The sequence below is a fragment of the Actinomadura atramentaria DSM 43919 genome (genome assembly GCF_000381885.1).
Classification (GTDB): domain Bacteria; phylum Actinomycetota; class Actinomycetes; order Streptosporangiales; family Streptosporangiaceae; genus Spirillospora; species Spirillospora atramentaria.
This window is the reverse complement of sequence record NZ_KB907209.1, coordinates 369603-381899: the sequence shown is the minus strand read 5'-3', so window position 1 is coordinate 381899 and position 12297 is coordinate 369603. Positions and strand designations below refer to the sequence as shown.

Genomic DNA, 12297 nt, shown 5'->3' with positions numbered 1-12297 from the left:
GCCGCCGGTTCATGGTGATCTCTACCCCCGCGGCGGGGCCGAACCCTCACCAGAGCAGGACGCCCCGGCCGTCGCGGACCGCGCCGTCCAGCCACTCCAGGCAGTCGCGCAGCCACTCGTCCTCCAGCGCCGCCGCCAGGAACGACGCGAACCCGACCGGCGCGGTGACGTGGACCTTCCGCCCGGCGGGGACTCGGCGGTTCCACTCGCGCGCGGCGGCCGCGAACGGCGCGACGTCGAACGGGACGGGCAGTGGCCCGCGCTCCCCCGCCGCATCCCAGCGCGGCGCGGGCGGCGGCGCGGGCACCGGCAGCGCGATGATCCGCTCGCGCGCCGCGACGAGGTCCGGGCGCAGCGCCCACGCGTTGTCCCGGTCGCGGGCGGCCAGCGCGAGCGCGCGCAGCGGCGCCCACTCGTCCGCGAGCCTGCGGATGATGACGTACGCGTGCCACGCGCGCAGGTACGGGCGGTGCGCCCCGGCCCGCACCCGCTCCAGATGGGCCCGCCAGACCCGCAGCCGGCCGGGCAGCTCGCCCGGCAGATGGGTCCGCAGCGCGGCCCGCCGCCACTCGGCCGGGAACACCGGGTTCGCGACCAGCGCGTTCACGCGGAAGACGCTGCTGTCCCCGGTGTCGCGCTCGACGCGGCGCTCCAGCTCGGCGGGGTCGTGCGGGACGTCCGGCGCGGGCGCGGCGAACGCCGCCAGATCGGCCGGGAGCCGCCCGGCGGCCGCGTACCGCTCGGCCTGCGCCGCGACGAGACCGCGCAGCCCGGCCTCGGTGACGCCCGGAAGCAGCCGCATCCTGACCCAGTCGACTCCCATCGCGGCCAGGCTATCCGGCGGTGCGGCGCGCCGGTCCGGCCTGCGGGAACGGAGCGGGGCGCGGGTGCCGTCTGGCGGAAGGGATAGAAAATTATGACTTTCAGTGACGGATCAGGGACAGTACGTTGAACCCCGCCGGGAGATCCCCCAACCGCAGAGAGGCCGGTCCGGTTCATGCAGCCGTACGAACTGCCGGAGTTCTACGTCCCCTACCCCGCGCGCATCAACCCGCATCTGGAGCGGGCGCGCGTCCACAGCAACGCGTGGGCTCTGGACATGGGGATGCTGGACGCCACCCGCGACCCCGGCACCCCCGAGATCTGGGACCAGGCGGCGCTGGACTCGATGGACTACCCGCTCCTGTGCGCGTACACCCATCCGGATTGCGACGGCCCCGAACTCGACCTCATCACCGACTGGTACGTCTGGGTCTTCTACTTCGACGACCACTTCCTCGAGGTCTACAAGAAGCCCCGCGACCTGGAAGGCGCCCGGCACTACCTCGACCGGCTCGCCGCCTTCATGGAGCCCGGCTGCGCGCTGGAGCCGGAGAACGCGGCCGAGCGCGGGCTGGTCGACCTGTGGGCGCGGACCGTCCCGGCCATGTCCGACGCGTGGCGCGCCCGGTTCACCCGCAGCACCGACGCGCTCCTGCGCGACTGCCTGTGGGAGCTGGCGAACATCGACGAGGGCCGAGTCCCCAACCCCGTCGAGTACGTCGAGATGCGGCGCAAGGTCGGCGGCGCGCCCTGGTCGGCGGACCTGGTGGAGCACGCGGTCGGCGCGGAGGTCCCCGAGCGCGTCGTGGGCACCCGGCCGCTGCGCGTCCTGAAGGACACGTTCTCCGACGGCGTCCACCTGCGCAACGACATCTTCTCCTACCAGCGCGAGATCGAGCAGGAAGGCGAGATCAACAACTGCGTGCTGGTGGTCCGGCACTTCCTCGGCGTCGACCCGCAGACCGCCGCCGACACCGTGAACGACCTGCTGACGTCCCGGCTCAAGCAGTTCGAGAACACCGTGCTGACCGAGCTGCCGCCGCTGTTCGCCGAGCACGGCCTCGACCCGGACGAGCAGGCGCGGGTGCTCGCCTACGTCAAGGGGCTCCAGGACTGGCAGTCCGGCGGCCACGACTGGCACCTGCGGTCGAGCCGCTACATGAACCGCGCGGAGCCCACCGGCGTCGGCCTGGTCGCGGCGCGGCTGCCCGCCGTCGTCAAGGCCGCGGGCACCGGGCTCGGGCACGTCCCCCACCAGCGCGTCGGGCCGACCCGCCTGCCGGACTTCACCATGCCCTACACGGCCGGGACCAGCCCGCACCTGCAGCGCGCCCGCCGCGCGTGCGTCGAGTGGTGCGGCGAGATGGGCATGTACGACCCCGTGCCGCGCCTCGCCGAACCGGTCTGGACGGCCGCGCGGGTCGCCGGGTTCGACTTCCCCACCTGCTCCGCCGGGATCGACCCGGACGCCAGCGCGGACGGCCTCGACCTCTCGGCCCAGTGGCTCGCCTGGGGCACCTACGGCGACGACTACTTCCCGAAGATCTACGGGCGCGACCGCGACATGGCGGGCGCGAAGGCGTTCGCCGCGCGCATCCCCCTGTTCATGCCGCTCGACCTCGGCGCGACGCCCGTCCCCGAGAACCCCGTCGAGACCGGCCTCGCCGACCTGTGGCGGCGCACCGCCGAACCCATGTCGCCGCGCTCGCGCGCCGAATTCCACGAGGCCGTCGTCACCATGACCGACTCGTGGCCGTGGGAGCTGAACAACCACATCCAGGGCCGCGTCCCCGACCCCATCGACTACTTCGAGATGCGCCGACACACCTTCGGCTCCGAACTGACGACGACGCTCGCCCGCATCGAACACGGCGACGCCGTCCCGGCCGAGATCTTCCGGACGCGCCCCATGAAGGAGCTCGACGCCGCCGCGATGGACTACGGCTGCCTCGTCAACGACGTGTTCTCCTACCAGAAGGAGATCGAGTTCGAAGGCGAGATCAACAACGGCGTCCTCGCCGTCCAGCACTTCCTCGGCTGCGGCAAGGAGACCGCCGTCGACATCGTCAACGACCTCATGACCGCCCGCCTCCGCCAGTTCGAGCACATCGCCGCCACCGAGATCCCCCGCCTCGACCTCGACGGCACCGCCCGCGCCGGACTCGACGCCTACATCGACGGCCTCCGCGACTGGATGGCCGCCATCGTCAAGTGGCACCGCACGACCGACCGCTACGACGAGGCCACCCTGCTCGGCATCCCGCCGCTGCAGGCCCCCACCGGGATCGGCACCTCCGCGGCACGGCTCAGCGCCGTGCTCCGCAGGACCCCGATCCCCCACTGACGCGGCCCTCCCCTCCCCTCGGGCCGCGACGGGCCGTGGAGCGGACTGCCGAATGTGCGCTCCGCTTCACGGCCTGGTTTTGTTGCTTGCGGGGGGTCGACCCCCCACGCCTGTCACTGTGGGGGACGATCCCCCACACCCCCTGCGGCGCGAAGCGCCGCATCCTCACTCGCTGGCGCTCGCTGCGGTGCGACCCTTCGCGCTGCGGGCGCCCGGCCGCTCGCCTGGCGGCTCGCGGCCGTGCGCCCGCGGGCAACCCCCCGTGGTTCCCGTCCTTGTTCGGGTGTAGACCCCCGGGGGCTCGCGGTCGTGTGCGCGGGCCTTTTTCGCAACCTAAGCCGGGCGAGGTCCGCTGCGTCCTCGCGGTCGTGCGCGCGCGGGCCCCCTAGTTTCCGTTTTTGTCCAGGTGTAGATCCCCAATGGTTCGAGGCCGTACGTGCGCGGGGTGCCTCCAGGGTTTCCGTCTTTGCCCGGGTGTCGGCTCCCGGTGGCTCGCGGACGTGCGCGGGGGGCAACCGCGCGTCGGCCGCCCGCGCCCTCGCGGACGTGCGCGGGGGGGGGCGATCTCCCGGGTTTCCGTCTCCGTCGGGTGTAGATCCCTGCGGTAGCCGCCGTTTAAGGGTGGTCGCGCGCTTCTCGCTGCTTTGGTTTGGTTCAGCAGGCTTTTCTTGTTTCCATCAGGGCGAAGCCCAGGAGGTTGCGGCCCCGCCAGGCTTCGACGCGTTCGGCGTCGGGGTTCGAGGCGGAGAGGCCGATGCCCCAGATTCGGTCTCGCGGGCTGGCTTCCACGAGGATGCGGTCGCCGGTCGTTCGCAGGTAGTCGCCCATGTCCGGGTTCTGGGTGAACTTCGCGATGTTGCCCCTGATGACGATGTCCGTGCGGTGGCTTTCCCACGTGGCCTGGTCGAAGGGGCGGACGGCCCGGCCGAGGTCCTTCGCCTCCTTCGGGTGAGTGGCCGCGATGATGCGGGCGCGGGTCTTCTCGTCGGCGAAGAGGCGGGCCTTCTCGGCCATCATGAAGTGCTCGGCCGTGGCGTAGGCGATGCCGTCGACCTCGAAGGGAGACGGGTACCACTGGCTCAGGCAACCCGAACCCGTGCCGCCGTTCTTCGGCGGCTGGTGGCCCCAGAAGAACAGGAACTTCAGGCGCTCCCCGCGCCGCTGCATCTCCGCCAGCGTCTGGACATCCATCATGTCCGCAATTGTTCCAGTTTGAGCACTGGAAGGCCAGTGATTTTCCCCGGAGCCCGAGGCATCGTGGCGCGCTCGACCCATCGCCACTTAACGGGCGAATTGCCATAGATCCATCACTTTGGACCAACGGCGCACATGCTCGTCCGGTTTGTCGTGGCTTCTGGGGATAGGCTGGATTCCGCCCCGGATGAAACCCCGCGACCGGTCTCGGAACGCTTTCCACGCTCGAAGAGCGGGAGACACCGGCGATTGTCGCCATTTCCCCACCGCGCACAATGCGTGTGATGCATCCTACGTTCCGTGTCCGTCCATCGCGCGGTGCCCGATCCCGACCGCGGCCGCCCGTCCGCCGCGCGGCGGCCCCGGCCGCTCCCGCGCCCCCCGCGCCCCCCGCGCCCCCCGCGCCCCCCGCGCCGTGCGCTCGGCCCCCGCCGGGCGGCCCGGCGGTTCCCCGCCGGGGAGCCCTCCGACCGCACCTGAGGATCATCGCTATGTCACATGCCGATCACGACCCCGCCCGTCCCCCGGTGGAGCGCGCCCTGCTCGCGTGGCTGCTCACGGTCGCCGTCCTCGGCGGGGCCTGGCTGTGGACGCTGGCCGCCGCGCCGGCCGCCGCGCGGCGCGTCGTCGCGTGGGGCGGCGGCGGTGCCGCGCTGGCGCTGTCGGTCGCCGTCGCCGTCGCCGTCCACCACGCCGTCGCCGCGCGCCGCGCGCGGGTCCGCGCCGCGACGCTGCGCGGCGGCGTCGCGCTGCTGGAGGAGCAGATCACCGCGGTGCTGGAGGAGACGCTGCCGCGCGTCGCGCACGCCGTCCGCGCGGGCGCGCCCGCCGAACGGGCGCTGGCCGACGCGCCGCGCCCCGCGCACCCGCTGCTCCAGCGGCTGGTGCGGACCGTCGCCGCCGACCTCGCCGCCGCCGAGCGCGCCGCCGCGAGCGCGCGGTCGGTCGCCGAGGCGCTGGAGGAGGAGATGCGGCTGGTCATCGACGAGACGATCCCCGTCGCGGTCAAGCGCGTCCGCTACGAGAAGGCGGGCGCGGACCGGATCATGTTCGAGGAGCAGACGCCCGTCCACCCGACGCTGTACCGGCTGGTCAACGACGCGCTGCACGCGCTGTCGGCCAACGACCGGATGCACTCCTCGGTGATGCTCGCCAACGCCAGCGCCGCCGCGCGGCTCCAGGCGATGGTGACGAGCATGCTCGCCGAGCTCCGCGAGATGCAGTTCCGCTACGACGAGCAGGCCGTCTTCGGCGACCTGCTCGACCTCGACCACCGGGCGTGCCAGATGGGGCGGCTCGCCGACAGCATCGCGCTGCTGTCGGGCGGCCGCACCGGGCGGCGCTGGACCAAGCCGATCCGCGTCGAGAGCATCCTGCGCGGCGCGGTCGGCCGCATCGCGGACTACCGGCGCGTGAAGCTGCACTACAACGACACCGTCGCGGTCGCCGGGTACGCGGCCGAGGGCGTCATGCACGCGCTCGCCGAGCTGATGGACAACGCGACGCAGTTCTCCCCCATCAACACCGAGGTCCACGTGTACGCCGAGGAGGAGGACGCGGGCCTCGTCATCACCGTCGAGGACAGCGGCCTCGGGATGCGCAAGCGCGAACGCGACCGCGCGCAGCGGATGGTGACCAAGCCGCTCGGCCTCGACACGCTGCCCGGCAGCCGGCTCGGCCTCGCCGTCGTCGGCCGCCTGGTGCGCAAGCACCGGCTGCGGGTCAGCTTCCGGCCGTCGTCGCGCGGCGGGATCGGCGTCGTCGTCATGATCCCCCGGCACCTGCTGACGCAGCCGCCGCAGGACTTCTACGCCAACGCGCGGCCCGCGCTGCCGTCCGTCCCGCCGCCCCCGCACGGCACCGGGCCGCAGCCGATCGGGCCGATCGACCCCGGCCCCGACCCGGACGGCTTCGACCTGCCGCAGCGCCGCGCCGGGCACACCCTGGCGACGTCGCCGTACCCGGTGTCGGGGCCGAACTTCGAGCCGCCCGCCGAGGTGCCGCGGGCGCGCCGCGACGCGGCGGCCAGGTTCGCGGCGTTCCGGCAGGCGGGCCGCGACCGCGGCCCGCAGGACTGACTTCCCACCCGTCGATCCGATGAGGAGGCAGGGGCCGACCGCCCCGCGACACGATGAGCCCAGATGATCGCGACCTCGGCTGGCTGCTGGAGAACCTGGTCCGCCGGGCACCCGGCACCCGGCACGTCCTGGTCCTGTCCAAGGACGGCCTGAAGGTCTGCCACACCGGCGGCCTCTCGCAGGACTCCGCGGACCAGCTCGCGGCCATCGCCGCGGGCGTCCAGAGCCTGGCGATCAGCGCGTCCGCCGAGTTCGGCACCGGGCTCGGCGCCGGGCAGTCGATGGCGGAGTTCCCCGGCGGGGTGCTGCTGATCGTCCCCGCCGGGGAGGGCGCGCACCTGGCCGTCATCGCGGCCGAGGACGCCGACGTCGGCATGGTCGCGCACTACATGAACGAGCTGGTGGAGCAGATCGGCGGCTATCTGACCGCGCCGCCGCGGCGGCCCGCGGCGGCGCCGTGAGCGGACTCGCCCGGGAGGACCCGGACCGCCTGTTCGTCGTGACCGCGGGCCGGGCCGACGCCGCCGGGCCCGTGCTGGACCTGGTGTCGCTGATCGTCGGCGGGGTGGACGCGCCGCCCGGCACGCCGTCGGAGCACGCGCGCATCCTGCGGCTGTGCCGGTACCACCCGAGCTCCGTCGCGGAGCTGTCGGCGCACCTGCGGACGCCGGTCAGCGTCCTGAAGGTGCTGCTGCGCGACCTCGCGCGGACCGGCCTGGTCGCCGTCCGGGCGCCGGAGTCGGCGCGCGCCCCCGACCGGCTGCCCGACCTGGAAACCCTGAGGCAGGTGCTCGTTGGACTCCACGAACTCTGACGGGGTGCCGCTGCGCGCGACCGCCCGCGACGCCTTCAAGATCGTCATCGTCGGCGGGTTCGGCGTCGGCAAGACGACGATGGTCGGCTCGGTGAGCGAGATCCGGCCGCTCAGCACCGAGGAGATCATGACCCGCGCGGGCGTGGGCATCGACGACCCCACCGCCGTCGCCGACAAGAACACCACGACCGTCGCGTTCGACTTCGGCCGCATCACGCTGGACGCCGAGCGGGTGCTGTACCTGTTCGGCGCGCCGGGCCAGCAGCGGTTCTGGTTCCTGTGGGACCAGCTCTTCGGCGGCAGCCTCGGCGCCGTCGTGCTGGTCGACGTCCGCCGGCTCGCCGAGTCGTTCTACGCGATCGACCGGCTGGAGCACCACGGGATGCCGTTCATCGTCGCGGTGAACCGGTTCGACGGGCCGCGCCCGCCGCTGGACCGCGTCCGCGCCGCCCTCGACCTGCAGCCCCGCGTCCCGCTCATCGAGTGCGACGCGCGGGAGCGGGACTCCTGCAAGACCGTGCTCATCGACCTCGTCGAGCACCTCGCCTCCCTCCACGCTCCGGAGACCACGCCGTGACCGATTCCACGACCACACCCGACTCCGCCCCGCCGGACCACCCCGGGCACTCCCGGCCGGTCCGCCTCTACGGGCCGCGCATCGCGAAGGACCCGGACGCGCTGTACGCCGCGCTGCGCCGCGAGTACGGACCGGTCGCGCCGGTGCTGCTCGACGGCGACGTCCCGGCGTGGCTGGTGCTCGGCTACCGGGAGGTCACCCATGTGACGGGCAACCCGCGGCTGTTCGCGCGGGACTGCCGCCGGTGGAACATGTGGGAGCTGATCCCCGACGACTGGCCGCTGATGCCGTACGTCGGGTGGACGCCGTCGGTGATGTTCGCCGAGGGCGCCGAGCACCGCCGCCGCGCGGGCGCGATCGGCGACGCGCTGGACGCGGTGGACCGCACCGAGCTGACGAACATCTGCGTCGCCGCGGCGGACCGGCTCATCACCGCGTTCTCCGCCGAGGGCTGCGCGGACCTCGTCGAGCAGTACGCGCTGCGGATTCCGTTGCAGGTCATCGCGCGGATCTTCGGGATGCCCGAGGACGAGATCCCCGAGCTGGTGCGCGACATCGCCGAGTCGCTGGACGTCGGGGAGAAGGCGATGGCGGCGCACCGGCGCGTCCACGCGCGGATGGCGCGGCTCGTCCACGACAAGAGCCTGCGGCCGGGGCTGGACGTGCCGTCGCAGTTGCTGCGGCATCCGGCGAACCTGACGCAGGAGGAGATCGTCATCGACCTGCTCGTCGTGATGGCGGCGGCGCAGCAGCCCACGGGCAACTGGATCGGCAACACGCTGCGGCTGATGCTGGTGGACGAGCGGTACTCGGTGACGCTGCAGGGCGGGCGCGCCAGCACCAAGGAGGCGCTGAGCGAGGTCCTGTGGGAGACGACGCCGACGCAGAACTTCATCGGCCGGTGGGCCGTCCACGACTGCGTCCTCGGAGACCAGCCGATCGCCGGGGGCGACCTGCTGGTGCTGGGGTTCGCGGCGGCGAACAACGACCCGGTGGTGTCGCCGGTGCGGCGGCCCGCGGAGGGCCCGGAGGCCAACCGCGCGCACGTGTCGTTCGGGCACGGGGAGCACGGCTGCCCGTTCCCCGCGCCGGAGCTGGCCGAGGTCATCGCGCGGACGTCGGTGGACGTGCTGCTGGACCGGCTGCCCGACGTTGACCTCGCGGTGCGCCCGGACGAGCTGCGCTGGCGGCCGTCGCTGTGGATGCGCGGCCTGTTCGCGCTGCCGGTGCGGTTCAGCCCGGCCGCGCTCGACGACCTCGTCCCCTTCGACCCGACCGGCGCCGACCCGGACGACGACGCGGACGACTGACCGTCAGACCGGGGTGAACGTCAGCGGGAGCGACGCGGGGCCGCGGGTGAAGACGCCCTTCTCCACCGGCGTGAAGCCGTCCGGAAGCCGCGGGTCCGGCATCGCGTCCAGGAGCTGGTTCGCGCCGACCTCGACCTCGGTCCTGGCGAGCAGCGCGCCGACGCAGAAGTGGCGGCCGAGCGCGAACGCCACGTGCTCGGCGGCGGCGGAGAACGCGGTCGCGGTGGTGAGGTCGGCGCGGTGGACGTCGAAGTCGTCGGGGCGGTCGTAGCGGGCGGGGTCGCGGTTGGCCGCGCCGATCAGCGCGGTCACGGTGCGGCCCGCCCGGACGACGCCGCCGCTCAGCGCCACGTCCTCGGCGGGCTGCCGCATGATCATGTGGACGGGCGGGGTGTAGCGCAGCGTCTCGGCGAACGCGGCCGGGATCAGCGACCGGTCGGCGCGGACGGCGGCGAGCTGGTCGGGGTGGCGCAGCAGGTTCGCGAACAGCGCCGCGACGGCCTTGTCGGTCGTCTCGCCGCCCGCGGCGAGCAGCAGGCTGCAGAACGCCCTGATGTCCTCGTCGCTCATCGCGGTGCCGTCGATCTCGGCGCGGCAGAGCGTGGAGAGCAGGTCGTCGCCGGGGTTCGCGCGCCGGTCGCGGATGATCGGGAGCATGTACTCGGTGAACTCGCGGCGGGTGCGCTCCCCCGCCGTGACGACGTCCGGGTCGCCGGAGATGTTGCCGAGGAACGCGACGATCGCGGTGTACCAGCGGTGGAAGCGCGCGTGGTCGGCCTGGTCGAGGCCCAGCATGTCCACGATGACGTTGATCGGGAAGCGGGTGCTGTAGTCGGCGACGAGGTCGACGCGGCCCGTGCGGCGGAACCCGTCGATGAGCGCCGCCGAGTTGCGCTCGATGACCGGCAGGAACCTCTCCTGGAGTTCCGCGCCCCGGAACGCGGGCGCGACCAGGGCCCGGCGGACGGCGTGCTCGCGTCCGCTGAGCTGCAGGATCGTGCGGCCGTGGACGGGTTCGAGCTGCCAGTCGTAGTTCGCGGTGGTGAAGACGGGGTCCTTGAAGACGCGGGCGACGTCCTCGTACCGGGAGACGACGTAGCTCTGCATCCCCTCGTGCCACACGAGCGGCGCCTCGTCCCGCAGGACCCGGTAGGCGGAATAGGGATCGGCCGCGAAAGCGTTGGACAGTAGGTCGGGGATCTCCCGGGCCGTGGTCACAGTGGGGCTCACTCCCTCGTGTCGCGGGGCTCCGGCGGGTCGCTGCGGTCGAGCGTAAGGAGGGCGGTTTCTTGGCGTCCAGAGCGCGCCGGCCGGGCGCTGGTTACGGTCCCTCATGTCGCGCATCCGAAATCTGGCGTGCTGACCGTAATAGCGGCGCGTGTAGTGCCCGATCCGCCCGCCATTACCGGAGTTTTTCCTTAAAGGCCGGACAGTCCATTCCCGACATTTCCGGAAGTGCGTCCGGGTGGGCCGCGTTCGTGCGGCTCGGCCCTTAGGCGTATCATTCCGCTATCGGGGGGTTTCCGCGTTCCGCTTCGGCGACCAGCGCGGATCGCCCCGAGGAGACGCTTCGCCCTCGCCTTTCCCCGAACCGGCCGTGCCGGACCGCCGCCCGCCCGGGCGGTGCGGTCTAGACCATTTTGCCGAGCGGGGAGGGTCATCGGGGAAGATCTCCCTCTACCACTCCGTCCGGCCGCCCGCCGACGATGCGCGGGCGGCCACGACGACGGCCCGACAGGAGGACAGCGACAACGATGAGCACCCCTCTGGCCAACCCTCGCCGCACCCGGCTCGCCACGTGGCCCACGCAGAGCGGGGAGCAGGACACCGAGCAGCAGGCGCGGTCGGCCGAGACCGTCCCGGCGACGTCCGAGGACGAGCAGCAGGCCTCGTGAGCGCGGCGGCCCCGGCGGCCCCCGGGCCCGCCGGGGGACCCGCCGCCCGCGCCCCGCGCCGCCCGGCGGCGCGCACCGCCGCTGCACCCCGCGCCTGACGCGCCGACGGCCGTCCGAAACCACCCCCGGACGCGCCGCGACCCCGCTCCGCGCCCTCGCCCGCCGCAGTCTTGCCAGACCGTTCTGACCGGATCAGGCCGCATCCGAGTGTGACGTGCGTCGCAACTACGGTCCCGCGCCGCGAGCGCCGCATGGTGTTCCTCAGCGCGTTTGGTGGGTTTGTCATTCGGTGTGAAGATCGCACGATGGAGATCGTCGTGCTTTGGCGGCGATTACCTGGACTCACTGATCCCGGGGCATGTCCGGTGGTGCCGTGCGCAATTATGCGGCGTCCACCTACCCGTTCTCCGACGCGGCGCCCCCAGGCGACGACGGCCGCGACGAACGGTTTCCTCCCGGCTCTCACAATGAGCGGCGGATTTCCCACTTCCCCGGAGCCCCGTTCATCACTCGGACACGAGAAGTACCCACTTGAGCGTTCACGGTTCTCCTGGGCCGATGCGCTGGTCGGCTGGGGGTGGGCATGTTGGACTGGGTGGGAGACCTAGTTCTGGGGGAAGTCGATGACCGATCCGATGACCGTCGCCATCGCCACCGCCGCCGCCGGGAAGGCCGTCGAGTTGGCCGGTGAGCCGATCCGCAACGCCGCGGCCGCGCTCGTCCGGCTCGTTCGCGGCCGGTTCGGCGGGGACGCCGAGGCCGAGGAGGCGCTGGAGCGCGCCGCCGAGGAACCGCGGTCGCCGGAACGGCTGGCCGCGCTGGCGCACGCGCTGCACCGCCTCCGCGCGGAGGACCCGGCGTTCGACCGCACGGTCGACCGGCTCTGGAGCCAGGTGTCGCAGACGCAGACGCGGGTCGGCGACGACGGCGTCTCCAACGTCATGAACGGGAACGTGGGCGGCGCGTTCGTCCAGGTCCGCGACGTCAACGGCGATCTGACGATCTCCTGAGCGCCGCCGCCGCGTGGGGTTGGGCCTTCGCGGGGAGCCCCACGTGGAACGGCAGGTAGCACATCGTCACGATTCGCTCGTCCTGGCAGGCCAGGCAGAGGTAGGTGCGGTGGCCGGCGCGTCCGCGCCCCAGACCGGCGCAGGGCGCGCACACGCACGGCGACCAGCTCACGATCACGCGGCCGGCCGTCATCGCGTGCCCGCGCGGGCACGCGAAGGGAACGCGGTCGTGCGGCGACGTCGGTGACACGCC

General features: G+C 73.0%; 11 protein-coding genes. 8 read left to right on the top strand and 3 right to left on the bottom strand.

All coding sequences use genetic code 11. The annotated features are described in order from the left end of the window. Positions 1 to 46: 46 nt before the first annotated feature. Positions 47 to 823 carry a hypothetical protein gene (locus G339_RS0105710; protein ID WP_157407365.1) on the bottom strand — a complete coding sequence of 259 codons (777 nt, stop codon included), beginning with the start codon at positions 821 to 823 and terminating at the stop codon, positions 47 to 49. Positions 824 to 997: 174 nt separating this feature from the next. Here G339_RS0105710 and G339_RS0105705 point away from each other — a divergent pair, with 174 nt between their 5' ends. After that, entirely contained in the window at positions 998 to 3166 is a 2169-nt protein-coding gene (locus G339_RS0105705; RefSeq protein WP_019630120.1) for a terpene synthase family protein, read from the top strand. A gap of 654 nt (positions 3167 to 3820) precedes the next feature. On the opposite strand, the gene G339_RS0105700 is transcribed toward G339_RS0105705, so the two are convergent. Then, positions 3821 to 4360 carry an NADAR family protein gene (locus G339_RS0105700; RefSeq protein WP_019630119.1) on the bottom strand — a complete coding sequence of 180 codons (540 nt, stop codon included), beginning with the start codon at positions 4358 to 4360 and terminating at the stop codon, positions 3821 to 3823. 491 nt (positions 4361 to 4851) lie between these two features. Between G339_RS0105700 and G339_RS0105695 the strand changes: the two genes are divergently transcribed. From G339_RS0105695 to G339_RS0105675, 5 genes are read left to right on the top strand one after another with little or no spacing between them, the layout of a single operon-like run. Next, positions 4852 to 6438, top strand: coding sequence for a sensor histidine kinase (locus G339_RS0105695; RefSeq protein WP_157407364.1), 1587 nt, complete (start codon positions 4852 to 4854; stop codon positions 6436 to 6438). Positions 6439 to 6491: 53 nt separating this feature from the next. After that, positions 6492 to 6899 (top strand): roadblock/LC7 domain-containing protein, encoded by a 408-nt coding sequence (locus G339_RS0105690; RefSeq protein ID WP_019630117.1) that lies wholly within the window; start codon positions 6492 to 6494, stop codon positions 6897 to 6899. Beyond that, positions 6896 to 7252, top strand: coding sequence for a DUF742 domain-containing protein (locus G339_RS0105685; RefSeq protein ID WP_019630116.1), 357 nt, complete (start codon positions 6896 to 6898; stop codon positions 7250 to 7252). The genes G339_RS0105690 and G339_RS0105685 overlap by 4 nt, the downstream gene beginning before the upstream one ends. A 4-nt stretch (positions 7253 to 7256) precedes the next feature. Next, positions 7257 to 7829, top strand: coding sequence for a GTP-binding protein (locus G339_RS0105680; RefSeq protein WP_019630115.1), 573 nt, complete (start codon positions 7257 to 7259; stop codon positions 7827 to 7829). Beyond that, positions 7826 to 9139, top strand: coding sequence for a cytochrome P450 (locus G339_RS0105675; RefSeq protein ID WP_019630114.1), 1314 nt, complete (start codon positions 7826 to 7828; stop codon positions 9137 to 9139). The genes G339_RS0105680 and G339_RS0105675 overlap by 4 nt, the downstream gene beginning before the upstream one ends. 3 nt (positions 9140 to 9142) lie before the next feature. Here G339_RS0105675 and G339_RS0105670 read toward each other — a convergent pair whose 3' ends face one another. Then, positions 9143 to 10357 carry a cytochrome P450 gene (locus tag G339_RS0105670; protein WP_019630113.1) on the bottom strand — a complete coding sequence of 405 codons (1215 nt, stop codon included), beginning with the start codon at positions 10355 to 10357 and terminating at the stop codon, positions 9143 to 9145. A 536-nt stretch (positions 10358 to 10893) separates the two neighbouring features. Between G339_RS0105670 and G339_RS39320 the strand changes: the two genes are divergently transcribed. Further along, positions 10894 to 11034 carry a hypothetical protein gene (locus G339_RS39320; protein WP_019630112.1) on the top strand — a complete coding sequence of 47 codons (141 nt, stop codon included), beginning with the start codon at positions 10894 to 10896 and terminating at the stop codon, positions 11032 to 11034. Positions 11035 to 11657: 623 nt separating this feature from the next. Continuing rightward, positions 11658 to 12044 (top strand): hypothetical protein, encoded by a 387-nt coding sequence (locus tag G339_RS0105660; protein ID WP_019630111.1) that lies wholly within the window; start codon positions 11658 to 11660, stop codon positions 12042 to 12044. Positions 12045 to 12297: the final 253 nt, after the last annotated feature.

Excerpts from the sequence above, each read along its gene's own strand:
- G339_RS0105690 (WP_019630117.1), top strand. The coding sequence starts at position 6,492 with ATGAGCCCAGATGATCGCGACCTCGGCTGGCTGCTGGAGAACCTGGTC.
- G339_RS0105695 (WP_157407364.1), top strand. The coding sequence starts at position 4,852 with ATGTCACATGCCGATCACGACCCCGCCCGTCCCCCGGTGGAGCGCGCC.
- G339_RS39320 (WP_019630112.1), top strand. The coding sequence starts at position 10,894 with ATGAGCACCCCTCTGGCCAACCCTCGCCGCACCCGGCTCGCCACGTGG.
- G339_RS0105700 (WP_019630119.1), bottom strand. The coding sequence starts at position 4,360 with ATGATGGATGTCCAGACGCTGGCGGAGATGCAGCGGCGCGGGGAGCGC.
- G339_RS0105705 (WP_019630120.1), top strand. The coding sequence starts at position 998 with ATGCAGCCGTACGAACTGCCGGAGTTCTACGTCCCCTACCCCGCGCGC.
- G339_RS0105660 (WP_019630111.1), top strand. The coding sequence starts at position 11,658 with ATGACCGATCCGATGACCGTCGCCATCGCCACCGCCGCCGCCGGGAAG.
- G339_RS0105710 (WP_157407365.1), bottom strand. The coding sequence starts at position 823 with ATGGGAGTCGACTGGGTCAGGATGCGGCTGCTTCCGGGCGTCACCGAG.